At 71.0% G+C, this 15764-nt stretch carries 20 protein-coding genes; 5 read left to right on the top strand and 15 right to left on the bottom strand.

What is annotated here, in order from left to right; translation table 11 throughout:
* Positions 1-78 precede the first annotated feature (78 nt).
* Positions 79-900, top strand: coding sequence for a class I SAM-dependent methyltransferase (locus tag AB0H86_RS29560; RefSeq protein WP_362445277.1), 822 nt, complete (start codon positions 79-81; stop codon positions 898-900).
* A gap of 42 nt (positions 901-942) precedes the next feature.
* A complete protein-coding gene (locus AB0H86_RS29555) occupies positions 943-1113 on the top strand; it encodes a hydrophobic protein (RefSeq protein WP_362445274.1) in 171 nt (56 codons plus the stop codon).
* A gap of 79 nt (positions 1114-1192) precedes the next feature.
* On the opposite strand, the gene AB0H86_RS29550 is transcribed toward AB0H86_RS29555, so the two are convergent.
* From AB0H86_RS29550 to AB0H86_RS29490, 13 genes are read right to left on the bottom strand one after another with little or no spacing between them, the layout of a single operon-like run.
* Positions 1193-1456, bottom strand: a complete 264-nt coding sequence (locus AB0H86_RS29550) for a gas vesicle protein K (RefSeq protein ID WP_362445634.1) — start codon at positions 1454-1456, stop codon at positions 1193-1195.
* 17 nt (positions 1457-1473) lie between these two features.
* Positions 1474-1662, bottom strand: a complete 189-nt coding sequence (locus AB0H86_RS29545) for a gas vesicle protein (protein ID WP_356769898.1) — start codon at positions 1660-1662, stop codon at positions 1474-1476.
* Positions 1659-2441 (bottom strand): GvpL/GvpF family gas vesicle protein, encoded by a 783-nt coding sequence (locus AB0H86_RS29540; RefSeq protein WP_362445270.1) that lies wholly within the window; start codon positions 2439-2441, stop codon positions 1659-1661. Before AB0H86_RS29540 ends, AB0H86_RS29545 begins: the two co-directional genes overlap by 4 nt.
* A complete protein-coding gene (locus tag AB0H86_RS29535; RefSeq protein ID WP_362445267.1) occupies positions 2438-2773 on the bottom strand; it encodes a gas vesicle protein in 336 nt (111 codons plus the stop codon). The genes AB0H86_RS29540 and AB0H86_RS29535 overlap by 4 nt, the downstream gene beginning before the upstream one ends.
* Positions 2770-3900 carry an SRPBCC family protein gene (locus AB0H86_RS29530; RefSeq protein WP_362445264.1) on the bottom strand — a complete coding sequence of 377 codons (1131 nt, stop codon included), beginning with the start codon at positions 3898-3900 and terminating at the stop codon, positions 2770-2772. The genes AB0H86_RS29535 and AB0H86_RS29530 overlap by 4 nt, the downstream gene beginning before the upstream one ends.
* Positions 3900-4604, bottom strand: a complete 705-nt coding sequence (locus tag AB0H86_RS29525) for a DNA primase (protein ID WP_362445262.1) — start codon at positions 4602-4604, stop codon at positions 3900-3902. The genes AB0H86_RS29530 and AB0H86_RS29525 overlap by 1 nt, the downstream gene beginning before the upstream one ends.
* Entirely contained in the window at positions 4601-4864 is a 264-nt protein-coding gene (locus AB0H86_RS29520; RefSeq protein WP_362445259.1) for a gas vesicle protein GvpG, read from the bottom strand. Before AB0H86_RS29520 ends, AB0H86_RS29525 begins: the two co-directional genes overlap by 4 nt.
* Before the next feature lie 7 nt (positions 4865-4871).
* Positions 4872-5642 (bottom strand): GvpL/GvpF family gas vesicle protein, encoded by a 771-nt coding sequence (locus AB0H86_RS29515; protein ID WP_362445256.1) that lies wholly within the window; start codon positions 5640-5642, stop codon positions 4872-4874.
* The gene (locus AB0H86_RS29510) at positions 5639-6064 is read right to left on the bottom strand and encodes a gas vesicle structural protein GvpA (protein ID WP_362445253.1); all 426 of its coding nucleotides are present in this window, start codon (positions 6062-6064) and stop codon (positions 5639-5641) included. The genes AB0H86_RS29515 and AB0H86_RS29510 overlap by 4 nt, the downstream gene beginning before the upstream one ends.
* A gap of 58 nt (positions 6065-6122) precedes the next feature.
* Positions 6123-6548: a gas vesicle protein gene (locus AB0H86_RS29505; RefSeq protein ID WP_362445250.1), complete on the bottom strand. Its 426-nt coding sequence runs from the start codon at positions 6546-6548 to the stop codon at positions 6123-6125.
* A 45-nt stretch (positions 6549-6593) separates the two neighbouring features.
* The gene (ligD, locus tag AB0H86_RS29500) at positions 6594-7523 is read right to left on the bottom strand and encodes a non-homologous end-joining DNA ligase (RefSeq protein ID WP_362445247.1); all 930 of its coding nucleotides are present in this window, start codon (positions 7521-7523) and stop codon (positions 6594-6596) included.
* Positions 7520-9370 (bottom strand): transketolase, encoded by a 1851-nt coding sequence (locus tag AB0H86_RS29495; RefSeq protein WP_362445244.1) that lies wholly within the window; start codon positions 9368-9370, stop codon positions 7520-7522. Before AB0H86_RS29495 ends, ligD begins: the two co-directional genes overlap by 4 nt.
* A complete protein-coding gene (locus AB0H86_RS29490; protein WP_362445631.1) occupies positions 9367-11667 on the bottom strand; it encodes an FAD-dependent oxidoreductase in 2301 nt (766 codons plus the stop codon). Before AB0H86_RS29490 ends, AB0H86_RS29495 begins: the two co-directional genes overlap by 4 nt.
* A 189-nt stretch (positions 11668-11856) precedes the next feature.
* Here AB0H86_RS29490 and AB0H86_RS29485 point away from each other — a divergent pair, with 189 nt between their 5' ends.
* A complete protein-coding gene (locus tag AB0H86_RS29485) occupies positions 11857-12819 on the top strand; it encodes an LLM class F420-dependent oxidoreductase (protein ID WP_362445242.1) in 963 nt (320 codons plus the stop codon).
* Between the two features lie 16 nt (positions 12820-12835).
* A complete protein-coding gene (locus AB0H86_RS29480) occupies positions 12836-13927 on the top strand; it encodes an enolase C-terminal domain-like protein (protein ID WP_362445239.1) in 1092 nt (363 codons plus the stop codon).
* A gap of 67 nt (positions 13928-13994) precedes the next feature.
* Here the strand turns inward: AB0H86_RS29480 and AB0H86_RS29475 are convergent, their stop codons facing one another.
* Entirely contained in the window at positions 13995-14507 is a 513-nt protein-coding gene (locus tag AB0H86_RS29475) for a phage holin family protein (protein WP_362445236.1), read from the bottom strand.
* A gap of 124 nt (positions 14508-14631) precedes the next feature.
* On the opposite strand from AB0H86_RS29475, the gene AB0H86_RS29470 reads away from it, so the two are divergent.
* On the top strand, positions 14632-14982 hold the full coding sequence (locus AB0H86_RS29470) for a VOC family protein (RefSeq protein ID WP_362445233.1): 351 nt from the start codon (positions 14632-14634) through the stop codon (positions 14980-14982).
* Between the two features lie 82 nt (positions 14983-15064).
* Here the strand turns inward: AB0H86_RS29470 and AB0H86_RS29465 are convergent, their stop codons facing one another.
* Positions 15065-15664 (bottom strand): GNAT family protein, encoded by a 600-nt coding sequence (locus AB0H86_RS29465; protein WP_362445230.1) that lies wholly within the window; start codon positions 15662-15664, stop codon positions 15065-15067.
* Positions 15665-15764: the final 100 nt, after the last annotated feature.

Raw genomic sequence — 15764 nt, 5'->3', positions numbered from 1 at the left:
GCGGGCGTACGGTGATGCGTATCGCCTCAGGGGCCGCGAGGCCCCGGTGAGCGCCGCTACGTCGAGAGGGGATCAGCCATGTCCGAGGCACGGGAGACCGCCGTCTACACGCACGGGCACCACGAGTCGGTGCTGCGGTCGCACACCTGGCGCACCGCCGCCAACTCGGCGGCGTACCTGCTCGGTTCACTGAAGCCCCACATGAAGATCCTGGACGTCGGCTGCGGTCCGGGCACGATCACCGCCGACCTGGCGGAACTGGTCCCCGACGGGCACGTCACCGGTGTCGACCACGCGCCGGGCATCCTGGACCGGGCCCGGGCCACGGCCGCCGAACGCGGCCTGACCAACGTCGACTTCGCGGTCGCGGACGTGCACGCGCTGGACTTCCCGGACGACACCTTCTGCGTGGTCCACGCCCACCAGGTGCTCCAGCACGTCGGCGACCCGGTGCGGGCGCTGCGCGAGATGCGACGGGTGACGAGACCGAACGGGTTCATCGCCGTCCGCGACTCCGACTACGCGGCGATGACCTGGTACCCCGCGTCCACGGGCATGGACGACTGGCTCGACCTGTACCGCCGGGTGGCCCGCGCCAACGGCGGTGAGCCGGACGCCGGACGCCGACTGAAGTCCTGGGCACTGGAGGCGGGTCTGACCGACGTCGCGGCCACCTCCAGCACCTGGACCTTCACCACCGCCGAGGAGCGGGCCTGGTGGAGCGGCCTGTGGGCGGACCGCACCCTGGCCTCCGACTACGCGGAGCGGGCCACGGAGAACGGTCACGCCACCGGCGAGCAGCTGCGGGCCGTCTCAAAGGCCTGGCGGGAATGGGGCGCGCGGGAAGACGGGTGGTTCAGTGTGCTGCACGGAGAGATTCTGTGCCGAAAGCAAGTCTGAATCCCCGCTTTCGGGAAACTAGGAATGCAGGAGGTTCACACTATGGTTCCGATCCTGCTGGTACTGCTGCTGGTGCTGATTCTTTTCGGTGCCGGTTTCGCGGTAAAACTGCTCTGGTGGATTGCACTGGTTGTTCTGGTGCTATGGCTTCTGGGCTTCCTGATGCGGGGTACGTCCGCGGGTGGAGGCAGGGGTCGCTGGTACAAGTGGTGAATTGCCCCGGGAATGAATTGACCCGGGAATGAATCCCGGTCGACGACCAGAATTCATTCCCGGGGAGGCAACGGGAGATTCATTCCCGGGGAAGCAGCGGTCCGAGCGGCCCGAGGTCCAGATTCAGGTCCTCGGGCCGCAGTCCGTAGCGATCGCGCAGTTCGGCCATCCGGTCGTCGAGCAGCATCAGGGTGAGCCCGATGCGCTCCTCCTGGTCCTCGCTCAGGCCGCCCTCGTCGAAGCGGCGCAGCGCTTGGCGCTCCATGAGCTGACGCAGCAGTTCCACCACGGTCAGCACGAGTTTGACCAGGTCCCGCTCGACGGTGTCGGGATCGAGGTCCATCCGGTTGCGGCGCTCGGTCACGACGACTCCCCCCACGGTGACGGCACCTGCGCGTTCACCGAACTGATGAGCGCGTTCAGGTCGATACGGACGAGGTCGACGTCAGCGATGCGCAGGGTGATGTCCCCGGTGATGACGACCCCGCCGGCCAGCAGCCGGTCGAGAAGGTCCACCAGGGCGACCTCACGGCGCTCGATCACCGTCACCGGATCTCCTCCTCGCCCGCGAAGGAATAGGCGGCCCAGGGGCCGGTGAGCTCCACACGCATTCCTGGCGTCTCGTCCTTCGTCCGGTCCACCATTTCGACGAATTTCTCGGAATCCGCGCGGGGCACGAGATAGGCAGCGTTGAGCACGTTCTGTCCCGAGGCGCCGGAAAGAGCGGGGTTCTGCGGGGCGTGCAGCCGGGAATCCTCGGCATATCCGGAAAGGGTTTCGTGCAGTCGGCTCGCGAAAGCCTCCGACTGCTGCCACATCTCCTCGCGCGAGCGCACCCGGGTGCGCCGCCGACGCAGATAGTCCCGGCCCGACATGGCTTTCTCCGCCGGCGCCTCGCTGTCGGCCTCGTCGGCCGAGCTGCCCTCGGTTTCCGTTTCGACGTATACCTTGACGCCCCATTCGACCCGGCCGCGCAGCCGGTCGAGGGTGCGTCGGAAGGCGTCCTCGCGCTCCTCGATCATCACGCGGACCCCGCTGTCGTCACGGAAGACGGTGCCGAGCCGCAACGGCAGCGGGGTGGTGACGACGGTGAGCGCGTCGATCACGCCCTGGTGGGCGCGGGCGGTCGCGGTCAGCCAGTCCAGGTCCTCCAGATGCCGGTGGAGCGGTTCTTCGGCGAAGTCCCGCTCCGGCACACGGCTGAGGACCGCGATCAGTCCGTGGTGTCGCAGCAGTCTGGGCGGATCGCCGGCCACCCCCGTCAACTGGGCCTGCAGAGGGGTGTCGAAGGGGTGGCAGACGGCGTACACGTACCGCAGTCCGGTCATGAGCGCTCCTCCTCGGCCCGGGCGGGCTCGAGTTGCTCAAGGCGCTCGAGCCGCTCCCGCAACTCCGCGTTCTCTCGGGTGAGTTCGTCACGCCGGGCGCGGGTGGACAACGCGGGGTCGTCCTCCCACCAGTCGATGCCCATCTCCTTCGCCTTGTCCACCGAGGCGACGATCAGCCGCAGCTTGATCGTGAGGAGTTCGATGTCGAGCAGGTTGATCCGGATGTCACCGGCGATCACGATGCCCTTGTCGAGCACCCGTTCCAGGATGTCGGCAAGGTTGGAGCCGCCGCCCTGACCGTAGGGCTCGGGCATGCGGCCGGGCGTACTCATCGTCGGCTCCCGCTATCGGAGTCGGCGTACTCGTACTCTTCCTCGTCCTGAGCCGCCTCGGCCTCCGGCTCCTCCTCGTCCTCTTCGTACTCTGCCTCGGCGTCCTCGTCCGCCTCGGCGGGCTCCTCCTCGTCGTACTGGCCCTCCTCGTCCTCGGCGTCGTACTCCTCGTCGTCCTCTTGGGCGGAACCCTCGGCGGACTCCTCTTCGTCCGCCCCCTCCGCCTGGGCGGCCTCCTCTTCCTCGGCCACGGCGTCGTCGTGCTCCTTGACGACCTCGCTGTCGCGGATCTCACCGCGCCAGCCCTCCTCCGCCTCGCCCTTGAACGTGATGAAGCGGGCGAAGTGCTTGAGGTCGAGCCGCGCCCGGCGGCCCTGGGCGCGCCAGATGTTGCCGGTCTTCTCGAAGAAGCCCGAGGGGTAGTACTCGATGACCAGCAGGACGCGGGTGAGGTTGTCGCCGAGCGGGTGGAAGGAGACAACGCCCTTCGTGGTGCCCTTGGCGCCCTCGGACGACCACGAGATCCGGTCGTCCGGCACCTGCTCGGTGGTCGTGGCCTTCCAACTGCGGCTGGACAGGAAGACCTTCAGCTGCCAGTCGGAGTGCGTGTCGTCCGCGCGGTTCGCGCTCTTGACGCCCTGGGCGAAGGTGCTGAAGTCCTGGTACTGGGTCCACTGGTCGTAGGCCGTGCGCAGCGGCACACCGACGTCGATGTGCTCCATGATGACGGTGGGCTTCCCGCCCGCCCCGCGCTTGCCCTTGCCCTTGCCACCGCCGCCACCGCCGAGGTTCTTGAACGCGCCGGTCACGCTGTCCTTGACGCGGGAGGCGCCGACTTCCAGCGCGCTCCGCAGGGGCCCCTTGCCCTCGGCGAGCTTGCGACCGCCGTCGAGGGCGAGCTTGGCGAAGCCGGGGCTGTTGCCCTCGGCTATGTCGTTCAGCTTGCCCGTGGTCTCGCCGAGCTTGCGGCCGGCGCCGACCAGCACGCGCTGGGCCTGGGCCGCGAGGTATTCCTGCACCTCGCTCTTGAGCCGGTCGACCGCCTCGCTCTTGGCCACGTCCGTGAGCGGGTTGTTCTTCGTCGCCTTGTCGGCGGCACCCTTCGCAGATCCGAGAGTCTCGGACATCACTCACCGCCTCCCTTCGGGAGCCGACGGGCGCCACGGCCGGCACTGCGGGCCGCGGCGGTCTTGTTGCCGGCCGTCTGCTTCGTGGCGGTCTTCTTGGCCGCCCCCGTCTTGGCCGAAGTCTTCTTGGCGGGAGCCTTCTTGGCCGCCGCCGACTTCTTGGCGGGAGCCTGCCTGCCCGGGGCCTTCTTCGCGGGCGCCTTCTTGGCCGCCGGCCTCCGGCGCGGCTCCTCCTCTTCGGCTTCGGCCTCGTCGCCCTCGTCGGCCTCGTCGGTCTCGTCGCTCTCCTCCGCCTCAGGCTCCTCGCTCTCCTCCGCCTCGGGCTCCTCGTACTCGTCCCGCTCCTCGTCCTCGGAGTCCTCGTCCTCGGCCCCCACGTCCGGCACCACGCCCGAAAGCTGGTCGCGGACCTGGGATGTACGGCCGTGCAGACGGTCGGCGAGGGAGTCGATCTGTCGCTCGACCATGGCGCCCGAGGCGGCCTTGCCGACCCCGCGCAGATCGTCGCGCAGCTGGTCCCCGATCTCCTTGAACTGAGGGTTGTTCTGCAGCTGCTGGGAGACGAGATCCATGACCCCCTTCGGGGTCAGGTTCATCTTCTTGCCGGCCACGAGGGAACCCACCGCGATCGCCAGCTTCATCTTTTTCGTACGTCCGAGAACGTATCCGGCCCCTATCGCGAGGCCCATTCCCACTCGGTTCATTGTGCCGTCCCGTCGCCAGTCCCCGCGCCACCGCGCAGGCCTATCTCCAGCCGGTCCAGAAGCTCGTCCTCCTGTCGGTCGAACTCCTCATCGTCGATCTCGCCCGCCTCCAACCGCTCTTCCAGCTTGGCGAGTTCGGCCCTGACCGCGACCGGGTCGTAGTAGAGACGTTCGGCTTCGTCCAGGACCTGTCTGATCACCCATGAGCTGCCGCGCACGGGCGCGAACGGCAGCAGCAGCACCTCTCCGATGAGTCCCACGAGATCCTCACTCCCTCGCGCTGTCCTGGCCGACCGTGGTACCCGCGGGCTCCGCGGGTCCGGGCTCGACGAAGCTGTACGGCGGCAGCGGGCCGTTGACGCGCAGATCCAGGTGGGGGTGGTCCTTGCGGATCCCCTCCACCTCGTTCAGGAACCGGGCGGCCGAGTCGCGCTCCACCAGGAACGACAGGTTGGCGAGCCAGCCGGTGGACTCGGGACCCACGCTGGCCGCGTCGGCGAGCGGTTCCAGAGCCTGCTGCACCGTGACAGCGTCCTCGGCCTCACGGGCCTTCACGGCCGCGACGACCATCTCGCCGAGGTGCAGCTTCTGCTCGTAACTGCCGCCGCCCGCCTGCCGGTTGGCCTCGGTCAGGGAACGGATGTCCGAGTTCTCGGACATCACCCGGTGCAGGACGGCCTCTTCGTCGTGGGTCGCCTTGACGTTGTACTCGACCATGCCGTCGAGAGCCCGCAGCCGCTCCTTGTAGTGGTCGGCGCGCTCGGCGAGGACCCCGGTGACGGTGTCGTCGTCGGGGGCGACACTGCCGAACCGCATCGGCAGGATGCAGCCGTCCGCGCCCGACTCGCTCAGGACGTTCTGGTGGGCGAGCAGGTCCCTGCGCTTGGGGCGCAGTCCTTCGGGCGCGTCGCTGACGACGGCCGCCAGCTCGCCCTCCTCCAGGATGCGCACGGGCCGCGGCGGGTCGCCGACACCTCCCAAGCCGTCCGGAAGCGCGGGATGGGACACGGCGGTGATGCCGTAGACGTACGTGCTCACTCCTGCTCCTCCTTCCTGCGCGATGCGGTCGACTTACGGGCACGGGGCCGGGACTCGGTCTGGCCGTCCTCGCGTGCCTCCTTGAAGGCACCGGAGATGGTCTCGGCCGCACCGGACAGCGCGCCCTTCGACTTGCCCTTGGCACCGGACTCGGTCATCTCGCCGACCAGGTCGGGCAGGCCCGGGTCCTTGCGCGGCCCGGACTCCAGGTCCAGCCGGTTGCACGCCTCGGCGAAGCGCAGATAGGTGTCGACACTGGCCACGACGATGCGGATGTCGATCTTCAGTATTTCGATTCCGACGAGGGAGACCCGTATGAACGCGTCGATGACGAGACCCCTGTCGAGGACGAGTTCCAGAACGTCGTAGAGGCCACTGCTGCCGCCTCCGCCACCGCTCTGCTGGGCCGGGACAACGGTCATGTCGACCGCGCCTCCTTGTCTGTGGGTTGGTGAACGATCGGATGTACGGGTCGGCGGCCTAGCGACCGCCGGCCCGATGTGCGTCGGCCCGTCCGCGTTCGTAACGGCGAACGCGCCGGTAACCGGTGAGCTCTCCGTCCGGGTCGAGTTCGACCTGGTAACTCGCCATCAGGCTCATCGTGTCGGGCACCCGGGAGAGTTCCAGGACCTCGACCTCCAGCGACCAGCCGTCCTCCGTCTGCTCGAAGGACGACACGTTCTCGGCGGTCATGCCGGTCAGTTCCTGGAGCTGGGCGCGCGCATGGCGCAACACGTCCATGGGGCTGGGCCTCCGGGGGGGCGCCTCGCGATGTTCGGCGCGCCGTCCGGTGTCCTGCTCCTCGGTTTCGCTCTCCGCGTCCGCGGACGAGTTCTGGGGGGACGGTTTCCGGGCGGGAGCGTTCTGTGAACGCTGTGACTGGGATGTGTTTTTTGTGTTCGACATGGCCACCTCTCACTCCGGGTGGCCGCTCGTCTCCTGGCCAAACCTTCAGGACGGCATCAACGCGTCGAGGCGGCGCCGCGCCGGTCCCAGAGCGCGGCCTTTGCGCATGATGTCGGCCCACGGATCGGTACGGGCCTGCTCGACGGCGTCGGCGATGGTCCAGCGGCGGGCGTCCAGGGCGGGATCGTCCAGCTGGCCCCAGGTCACAGGGGTGGCGACGGGAGCGCCCGGCTTGGCGCGGACCGTGTAGGGGGCGACCGCGGTCTGGGCGTGGGCGTTGCGCTGGATGTCCAGGTAGAGGCGGTCGCCGCGGTCCTTCTTGCGGGCGGCGGCGGTGAGCCGGTCGGGGTGGCCGGCGACCAGGACGTCGGCGATGTCCCGGGCGAATCCGCGGATCTCGTCGAAGTCGTGACGGCCGTCGACCGGCACCACCACGTGCAGGCCGCGCGAACCCGTGGTCATCAGTGCCGAGGGCAGCTTCAGCTCGTCGAGCAGCTCGCCCAGCAGCCGGGCCGCCTCCCGGACCGCCTCGAAGTCGTCCCCGGAGGGGTCGAGGTCGAAGATCATCCGGTCGGGCCGCTCGACACTGTCGACCCGGGACAGCCAGCGGTGCAGGGTGAGGCCGGCCTGGTCGGCGAGGTACAGCAGCGTGGCGGTGTCGTCACACACGGTGTGGCAGACGGTGCCGCCCTCCTTGGCGACCTCCACGCGGGTGATCCACTCCGGGTAGTTCTCCGGGGTGTTCTTCTGCATGAAGCGCGGGCCGTCGATGCCGTCCGGGTGGCGCTCCACCATCAGCGGGCGACCGCGCAGGTGCGGCAGCATGAACGGGGCGACCGACCGGTGGTAGTCCACCAGGTCGGCCTTCGTGTACTCCTTCGCGCCGCCGCCCCCGGGGAAGAGCACCTTGTCCGGGCGGTGCACCTCCACCGTGTGCCGACCCGCCCGGACCGTGCGTGGGCCGTCACCGCTCACCGCACGACCGCCTCCTCCACCAGCAGCTTCCCGGCCGCCGCGATCGACTCGGCATCGATGCCCGCGGCGTGCAGCTGCTCCTCCGGGGAGCCCGAGCCCGGCATCGCACGGACGGCGAGGCGCACCAGGCGCGGCACCGGCCGGCCGTCGGCGAACGCGTCGAGGACGGCGTCGCCGAGGCCGCCCTCCTCGCGGTGGTCCTCCACGGTCAGCAGACAGCCGGTGTCCTCGGCTGCCTGGCGCAGGGTGAGCCGGTCGACAGGCTTGACCGAGTACAGGTCGATCACCCGGACCTGGATGCCCTGGCCCTCCAGCGCGTCGGCGGCGGCCAGCGCCTCCGGCACCGTCACCCCCGCGGCGACGATCGTCAGCCGGTCCCGCTCGGAGGAGCGCAGCACCTTGCTGCCGCCGATCGGGAACTCCTCGTCGGGGCCGTAGATCACCGGGCTCCCGCCGCGCGAGGTACGCAGATACCGGACGCCCTCCAGGCCGGCCATCTCGGCGACGAGGTGCGCGGTCTGGTTGGCGTCGCACGGGTACAGCACGGTCGAGCCGTGCACCGCCCGCATCATCGCCAGGTCCTCCAGGCCCATCTGGCTGGGCCCGTCCTGCCCGATCGCCGCGCCCGCGTGCGAGCCGACCAGGTTGATGCCGGAGCCGCTGATCGACGCCATGCGAATGAAGTCGTACGCGCGGGTGAAGAAGGCGGCGAAGGTCGAGGCGTACGGCACCCAGCCGCGCGCGGCGAGCCCGACGGCGGCGGCGACCATCTGCTGCTCGGCGATGTAGCACTCGAAGTAGCGGTCGGGGTGTTCCTTGGCGAAGAACTCCGCGCGGGTGGAGTCACCGACCTCGCCGTCGAGGGCGACCACGTCACCGCGTCCGGAGCCGAGCGCGGCGAGCGCCTGCCCGAAGGCGTCGCGGGTGGCCACGTCGTCGCCGCCCTTGTCCCAGCGGGGCAGTTCGGGGTGTCCGGCCGGTACGGAGTGCAGCGTGCGGGCGGCCGGCGGCTCGTGCACCTCGACGCGGATGTTTCGGCGGCCGCCGAGTTCGGCGATCGCCTCGTCGGCGTGAGGCAGCGGCTTGCCGTGCAGGCCCTCGCGGTCCTGGACGGACTCGACGCCCTTGCCCTTGAGGGTGCGTGCGAGGATCGCGGTCGGCTGGCCCTTGGTGGACTCCGCCTCGCCGTACGCCCGGTCGATCGCGTCGACGTCGTGGCCGTCCACCTCGACGGTGTGCCAGCCGAAGGCCTGGAAGCGGCGGGCGTACGCGTCGAGGTCGTGGCCGTGGCGGGTCGGGCCGCGCTGGCCGAGCCGGTTCACGTCGACGATCACGGTGAGGTTGTCGAGGTGCTCGTGCCCCGCGTGCTCGGCGGCCTCCCATACGGAGCCCTCGGCCATCTCGCTGTCGCCGCACAGCACCCACACGCGGTAGCCGGTGCGGTCCAGCCGCTTCCCGGACAGCGCGATGCCGACACCTACGGGCAGTCCCTGCCCGAGCGAACCGGTGGCCGTCTCGACCCACGGCAGCCGCCGGGGGGTCGGATGCCCTTCGAGCCGGCTGCCGAGCTTGCGGAACGTGAGCAGTTCCTCGTCGTCGATGGCACCGGCCGCCTTGTAGGCGGAGTAGAGCAGCGGCGACGCGTGGCCCTTGGACAGCACGAAGCGGTCGTTGGCCGGATAGGTGGGGCGGTCGAAGTCGTAGCGGAAGTGGTTCGCGAGGAGTACGGCCATCAGGTCGGCGGCGGACATCGAGGACGTGGGGTGCCCGGAGCCCGCGGCGGCCGAGGCGCGCACACTGTCCACGCGCAACTGCTGGGCGAGTTCGACGAGTTCACCGGTGTTCATGAGTTTCCTTCCGCGGGGGTTCCGTCGGGGGTGCCGTCGGTCCGCTTGACGGGGCCGGGAGCCGGGTGGGGCTCACCGGCGGGTTGGTTGCCGGCGGGCTCGCCGCCGGGTTGGTTCTTGGCGGGCTCACCGCCGGGCTGATTCTTGGCGGGCTCACCACCGGGCTGATTCTTGGCGGGCTCACCACCGGGCTGATTCTTGGCGGGCTCACCACCGGGCTGACTCTTGGCGGGCTCACCACCGGGTCGGCTCCCCGACTTCTCCGGTCCGGACTCGTCCTTGGCCACGTCGGGGGTCGGGGAGGTGATCGTCTGCTGCTCGTCGGGCTCGGCGGCTCCGTCGTCGGGCCCGGTCCCGAGGGCCGCGCCGGCGATCTCGGGATCGGCACCCTCCCTCGCCACGTCGGGCGTCGGCGCGTCGATCGTCTGGTGGTCGGCGCCCCTGCCGGGCTCACCGGCGGCCTCGTTATCCGAAGGCGCCTCAGCCCGCTCGGCGTCCGACCCCTCCCTCGCCACATCAGGCGTCGGCGCGTCGATCGTCTGATAGTCGACGTGCCCGCCAGACTCACCAGGCTCACCGGCGGACTCGGAACCCGAAGGCACCTCAGCCCCCTCGGCGTCCGACCCCTCCCTCGCCACATCAGGCGTCGGCGCGTCGATCGTCTGATAGTCGACGTGCCCGCCAGGCTCACCAGGCTCGCCGGCGGACTCGGAACCCGAAGGCACCTCAGCCCCCTCGGCGTCCGACCCCTCCCTCGCCACGTCAGGCGTCGGCGCGTCGATCGTCTGATAGTCGACGCCCCCGCCAGACTCACCGGGCTCACCGGGCTCGGTACCCGAAGGCACCTCAACCCCCTCGGCGTCCGACCCCTCCCTCGCCACATCAGGCGTCGGCGCGTCGATCGTCTGGTGGTCGGCGCCGCCTTCCGGCCCGTCGCTCAGGTCCTCGGGGATGGCCGCGCCGGGGCCGGAGCGGGCCGCCGCGTCCTGGCGTGTCCGTGGCTCGCGCGGTCCGCCCGGTACCCGGGCCAGCTCCGGCGACGCGGTGTCCAGCGGCACCGACCAGGACCGTACGAGGCCCAACTGGACGGCCTGGCGCGGGAGTACGGAATCCAGCAGCCAGTCCGCGGCGACCCGGACACGGTTGCCGGGCATCGCCGCGAGGTGGTAGCCGCGGGTGACCGCCCCGGCCGCGGGCCCCGACAGGGGGATGCCGAGCGGGTTGGCGGCGGCCTTCGCGCCGCCCAGGTCCACGACGAACCCCAGGTCCTTGTGCCGGTAGGGACGCCGTTCGCCGACGCCCAGCGAGGCGGCGACATTGTGGGCCGCGATCTTGCCGTGCCGCCAGGCGTGCTGCGCGGTCATCGGCGTGTACTCACCGGGGGTGTTCAGATCCGGTACGGCGGCCGCGTCCCCGCACGCGAACACCTCGGGACGGCCCGGGAGCCGGAGATAGGGGTCGACGATCAGACGCCCGCGCTCCAGCGGCTGCCCGGTGCCCTCGACGAGCGGATCGGGCCGTACGCCGACACACCACACGACGGTCCGCGTCGCGACGAACTCGCCGTCGGTGAGCAGGACTCCGTCGGAGGTGGCCTCCTTCACGGAGGTCCCCATGCGCACCTCCACGCCCCGCTCCCGCAGCGTGCGGTCCGCGGTGCGGGACAGATGCTCGTCCAGCTCGGGCAGCACGCGCGGCGCCACGTCGAGGAGGATCCAGCGGGGCCGCATGCCCTCCCGCAACGGGTGCCTGCGCACCTGCGCGTCGGTGTACAGCTGCCCGTGCGCGGCGACCTCGGTGCCGGTGTAGCCGGCGCCGACCACCACGAAGGTGGTGCGCGCGGCACGGCTCTCCGGGTCGTCGGCCGCAGCGGCCAGCTCCACCTGCCGGGTGACGTGGTCGCGCAGGTACAGCGCCTCGGGCAGTCCGCGGAAGCCGTGCGCGTGCTCGGCCACCCCGGGGATCGGAAGCAGCTTGTTGACGCTGCCGACGGCCAGCACCAGCCGGTCGTACGACAGCGTGCCCTCGCCGCCCTCGGGGTCGGCGTAGTGCACGGTCCGTTCGTCCAGGTCGATGCCGTCGGCCTCGCCGAGCACCAGGCGCACGTCGCGCAGAGTGTCCGGGAGGGAGACGGTGACCCGGCGCGGTTCCAGGATCCCGGCCGCGACCTGGGGCAGCAGGGGCAGATACAAGAAGTAGTCGGTCGGGTTCAGTAGGGTGATGTCGGCCTTGCCGCGGGACATCCTGGACAGGTCTCGGGCCGTCCGGTACCCGGCGAAGCCGGCACCGACGATCACAATGCGGGGTCGACTCACGGTTCGCCTCCGGGGCTGTCGCGTACCTCGGGAGACTTCCGCGTCCCCCTGGCCAGGGCACCCAAACGTCCGCACGGCCTCCACCTCGCCCCGCTCGGGCCCGGTTTCCGCCCGGACCCCCGGGTACTCGGATCGGCGAACCACCCGTCCACCCGTGGAGGCACACCCCCCATGCCCGAGTACGGCTATTTCCTCTCGTGCGAGCAGTACGGTCCCGCGGAGCTCATCGAGCAGGCGCGGATGGCCGAGCAGGCCGGGTTCCAGTCGCTGTGGATCTCCGACCACTACCACCCGTGGAACGACGCGCAGGGCCAGAGCCCCTTCGTGTGGTCGGTGATCGGCGCCCTGTCCGAGGCGGTGTCCCTGCCGATCGAGACGGCGGTGACCTGCCCGACGGTGCGCACCCATCCGGCGGTGGTGGCGCAGGCCGCGGCGACCAGCGCGGTGATGACGAACGGCCGCTTCCGGCTCGGCGTCGGCTCGGGTGAGGCGCTCAACGAGCACATCCTCGGCGACGCCTGGCCGCCCGCCCACGTCCGCCTGGAGATGCTGGAGGAGGCCATCCAGATCATGCGCCGGCTGTTCACCGGCGAGGAGGTCAACCACCACGGTCCGCACTACACGGTGGAGAACGCCCGCCTGTACACCGTCCCCGACGAGCCCGTCCCGATCGACGTCTCCGGCTTCGGACCCGCGGCGACCCAGCTGGCGTCCCGGGTCGGCGACGGCTACATCACGATGATGCCGGAAGCGTCGATGGTGGAGCAGTACCGCAAGGGCGGAGGCGGCGGCAAGCTCGTCAGCGGCGGCACCAAGGTCTGCTACGACACCGACAAGGACGAGGCGGTACGGACCGTCCACCGGCTGTGGGCCAACGAGCAGCTGCCCGGGGAGCTGGGCCAGGTGCTGCCCTCCCCCAAACACTTCGAGCAGGCGCAGACGCTGGTCACCGAGGACATGGTCCGGGCGAACCGGGTATGCGGCGACGACGTGGAGGAGCATGTCGCGGAGCTGAAGCAGTTCGCCGACGCGGGCTTCGACGCGGTCTACGTCAACCAGATCGGCCCCGACCTGCGCGGCTTCTTCGACTTCTACCGTACGAAGGTGCTGCCCCAGCTCCAGCAGGAATCCTGAGGGAACGGGCCCCGCGATGAGACTCCACCGGCCCGTCGTGTCCGTGTACACCGTGCCGACCGACGGTCCCGAGGCGGACGGCACGCTGGCCTGGGACGCCACGACCGTGGTGATCGCCGAGGTGAGCGCGGGCAGGGCGACCGGCACGGGCTGGACGTACGGACCGCCGGCGGTCGGCGACCTCCTGCACCGGCACCTCGGTCCGCTCGTCGAGGGCCGCAGTGCCTGGGACATTCCCGCGCTGCACGACGCGATGTGCCGTTCGGTGCGCGACGCGGGCCGTCCCGGCATCGCGGCCTGCGCCATCTCGGCCCTCGACATCGCCCTGTGGGACCTCAAGGCCCGCCTGCTCGAACTCCCGCTGGCCCGGCTCCTGGGCGTCGCCCGCGAGGCGGTTCCGGTGTACGGCAGTGGCGGCTTCACGACGTACCACGACACCCATCTGGTCGCGCAGCTCAACGGCTGGGTGCACGGGCAGCAGATCCCCCGCGTCAAGATCAAGATCGGGGAGGACTGGGGCCGCTCGGTCAGCCGTGACCTGGCCAGGGTCCGTGCGGCACGCCATGTCATCGGCGAGGAGGCGGAGTTGTACGTCGACGCCGACGGTGCCTACAACCGGAAGCAGGCGATCCGCGTGGGACACGCGCTCGCCGAGCACGGTGTCGGCTGGTTCGAGGAACCGGTGTCCTCCGACGACCTCACCGGTCTGCGGCTGGTCCGGGACGCGGTGGTGTGCGATGTGACGGCCGGCGAGTACGGCTACGACCTCCCGTACTTCGCCCGCATGATCGGGGCCGGCGCGGTCGACTGCCTCCAGATCGACGCGACCCGCTGCGGCGGCCTCACCGAGTTTCTGCGGGCAGCGGCCCTCGCCCACGCCCACGGCCTGGAGGTCTCGGCCCACTGCGCCCCGCACGTCCACGCCGCCGCGGCCGCGTCCCTCCCCAACATCCGCCATCTGGAGTGGTTCCACGACCACGTCCGCATCGAGGACATGTTCTTCGACGGGGCGCTGGATCCGACCGGGGGCGTGGTGCGGCCGGTCCGGGGAGTGGGCCACGGGCTGGCACTGCGCACGGAGGACGTGGAGGAGTACCGCGTGGGGTGAGTGGTGGGAGGGGCGGCGGCTCAAGGAGCCATCGGGTGGCCGTGACCACGACCACCCGCACCACGCATCACGCCCTGGGGCGCGGCTGCTCGGAGTCACCGTCGTCGGAGCGCGGGGACGCGGTCCTCGTCCCGGCGGGGCGGGGGTCCGGTGCGCCCGCCCGGGGGGCGACGGGCGGCATCGGCGGGTACGACAGGTCCGCGGCACCAGGCGGCTTGGGCGGCCTGGTGCCGGCGGCACCGGGCCGGCCGCTCGTGGCGAACCCGGTGTCGTGCGCGTGGGCCGACGCCGTCGGCCGGGCGGCCCCGCGCAGCAGATAGGCGACAACGCCCAGGATCGCGGCGGTGATCAGGGCGGCGGCCCAGTCCGGCAGTGCGATGGCCAGCGCCAGCCCCACCGCGAGTGCGAGGGCCGCGCCCGCGTACAGGGCGACGGTGCCGGAGGCGGCGTACAGCACGGCCTTACGGCGTTGCTTGCGGGTCTGTTCGCGCAGTTCGTCGCGCACGGTCTCGCGCGCGACCTGCGCCAGCTCGTCGACCAGGTGCCTGTCCAGATGCTCCAGGTGATCCAAACGGTCCATGGCCGCCGGGTACCCCGGGCCACCGCCGCGTAACGCCGTCGGCGGAGTGCGGCCCAAGCGGCCGGGGCGAGGAGATCACGTGAAGCGATCTCACTCCCCCGGCCGTCCCAACTAGGCTCATCGCATGGACATTCTGGGAGCCACGCTGCGTATCTGCGTCGACGACCTGGAGACCGCGGTCCCCTTCTACGAGCGCCTCGCGGGCGGCACCGCTCTCCGCTTCGAACGCGGCGGCGTGCAGGTCGCCGCGGTCGGCTGCTTCCTGCTGATGAGCGGGCCCGAGGCCCAGCTGGAGGTGCTGCGCAAGGTCGCCGCGACGATCGCCGTCAAGGACGTCGACGAAACCCACCGGGTGCTGTCGGAACTGGGCGCTCGCATCGTCGCGGGCCCGCTCGCGACACCGGGGGGCCGCAACCTGATCGCGATGCATCCGGACGGGGTGGTGTACGAGTACGCGGAGCGCGCCGACGCGTAACGGTTCCGGGTCGCGCGAAACCCTCCGTACTCCGGGCCTCGCGGGACTCTCCGCACCCCGATCCGCGCGGGCCGGGGCCACCTCATCGGCCCCGGCGGGGCCCTCCTCGCCGGGATCGGCCGGCATTCCGCATCTCCACCGTGAGCGCCCACCGCTCGTGGTCCCGCCAGGCCCCGTCGATGAAGATCATGTCCGGGGAGAAGCCCTCCAGCCGGAACCCGCAGGCGCGGGCGAGCGCGATGGAGGCGGCGTTCCCGGGCTGCACGTTGATCTCCAGCCGGTGCAGCCGCATCCGTCCGAACGCGTACTCGACCACCAGGTCGAGCCCCTCCCGCATCAGTCCGCGCCCGGCGGCGTGCGCGAAGGCCCCGTAGCCCAACGCCCCGCACTGGAAACCGCCCTGGACGATGTTGTTGATGTTGACGAACCCGGCGATGGCCCCCGCGTCGCCCGACTCGGGGGCCTTCTCGCACACCAGGAATCCGGCCTTGGTCGGGTCCTCGATCAGCCGCCCCGCGTACGCGGTGTACGCGCCGGAGCTGTCCGGCGGAAAGAGCCACGGACGGTGCAGCTCCTTGCTCTCCCGCACCCGGGCGGTGAACTCGGCGCGGTCCTCGTGGGTGAAGTGACGAATGCCCACTCGGGGGCTCTCGGCGAGGTAGCGGGAAGCATGGTGAGGCACCCCACCACCCTACGGCCCGGACGTCGCCCACCACCGGTGTCCGGCGGCTCCTGCGCCCCGGTGTCCGGCGGCCCCGGCGTCCCGGTGCCTCCCGGCGCGC

This window comes from Streptomyces sp. NPDC050997 (assembly GCF_040660135.1).
Taxonomy (GTDB): Bacteria; Actinomycetota; Actinomycetes; order Streptomycetales; family Streptomycetaceae; genus Streptomyces.
The sequence above is the reverse complement of the archived record's forward strand: the minus strand, read 5'-3'. Positions and strand labels throughout refer to the sequence as shown.

Coding starts and splice junctions, on each gene's coding strand:
- AB0H86_RS29560 (WP_362445277.1), top strand. CDS start 79: ATGTCCGAGGCACGGGAGACCGCCGTCTACACGCACGGGCACCACGAG.
- AB0H86_RS29555 (WP_362445274.1), top strand. CDS start 943: ATGGTTCCGATCCTGCTGGTACTGCTGCTGGTGCTGATTCTTTTCGGT.
- AB0H86_RS29550 (WP_362445634.1), bottom strand. CDS start 1,456: ATGGACCTCGATCCCGACACCGTCGAGCGGGACCTGGTCAAACTCGTG.
- AB0H86_RS29540 (WP_362445270.1), bottom strand. CDS start 2,441: ATGACCGGACTGCGGTACGTGTACGCCGTCTGCCACCCCTTCGACACC.
- AB0H86_RS29535 (WP_362445267.1), bottom strand. CDS start 2,773: ATGAGTACGCCCGGCCGCATGCCCGAGCCCTACGGTCAGGGCGGCGGC.
- AB0H86_RS29530 (WP_362445264.1), bottom strand. CDS start 3,900: ATGTCCGAGACTCTCGGATCTGCGAAGGGTGCCGCCGACAAGGCGACG.
- AB0H86_RS29525 (WP_362445262.1), bottom strand. CDS start 4,604: ATGAACCGAGTGGGAATGGGCCTCGCGATAGGGGCCGGATACGTTCTC.
- AB0H86_RS29510 (WP_362445253.1), bottom strand. CDS start 6,064: ATGACCGTTGTCCCGGCCCAGCAGAGCGGTGGCGGAGGCGGCAGCAGT.
- AB0H86_RS29505 (WP_362445250.1), bottom strand. CDS start 6,548: ATGTCGAACACAAAAAACACATCCCAGTCACAGCGTTCACAGAACGCT.
- AB0H86_RS29495 (WP_362445244.1), bottom strand. CDS start 9,370: ATGAACACCGGTGAACTCGTCGAACTCGCCCAGCAGTTGCGCGTGGAC.
- AB0H86_RS29485 (WP_362445242.1), top strand. CDS start 11,857: ATGCCCGAGTACGGCTATTTCCTCTCGTGCGAGCAGTACGGTCCCGCG.
- AB0H86_RS29480 (WP_362445239.1), top strand. CDS start 12,836: ATGAGACTCCACCGGCCCGTCGTGTCCGTGTACACCGTGCCGACCGAC.
- AB0H86_RS29475 (WP_362445236.1), bottom strand. CDS start 14,507: ATGGACCGTTTGGATCACCTGGAGCATCTGGACAGGCACCTGGTCGAC.
- AB0H86_RS29470 (WP_362445233.1), top strand. CDS start 14,632: ATGGACATTCTGGGAGCCACGCTGCGTATCTGCGTCGACGACCTGGAG.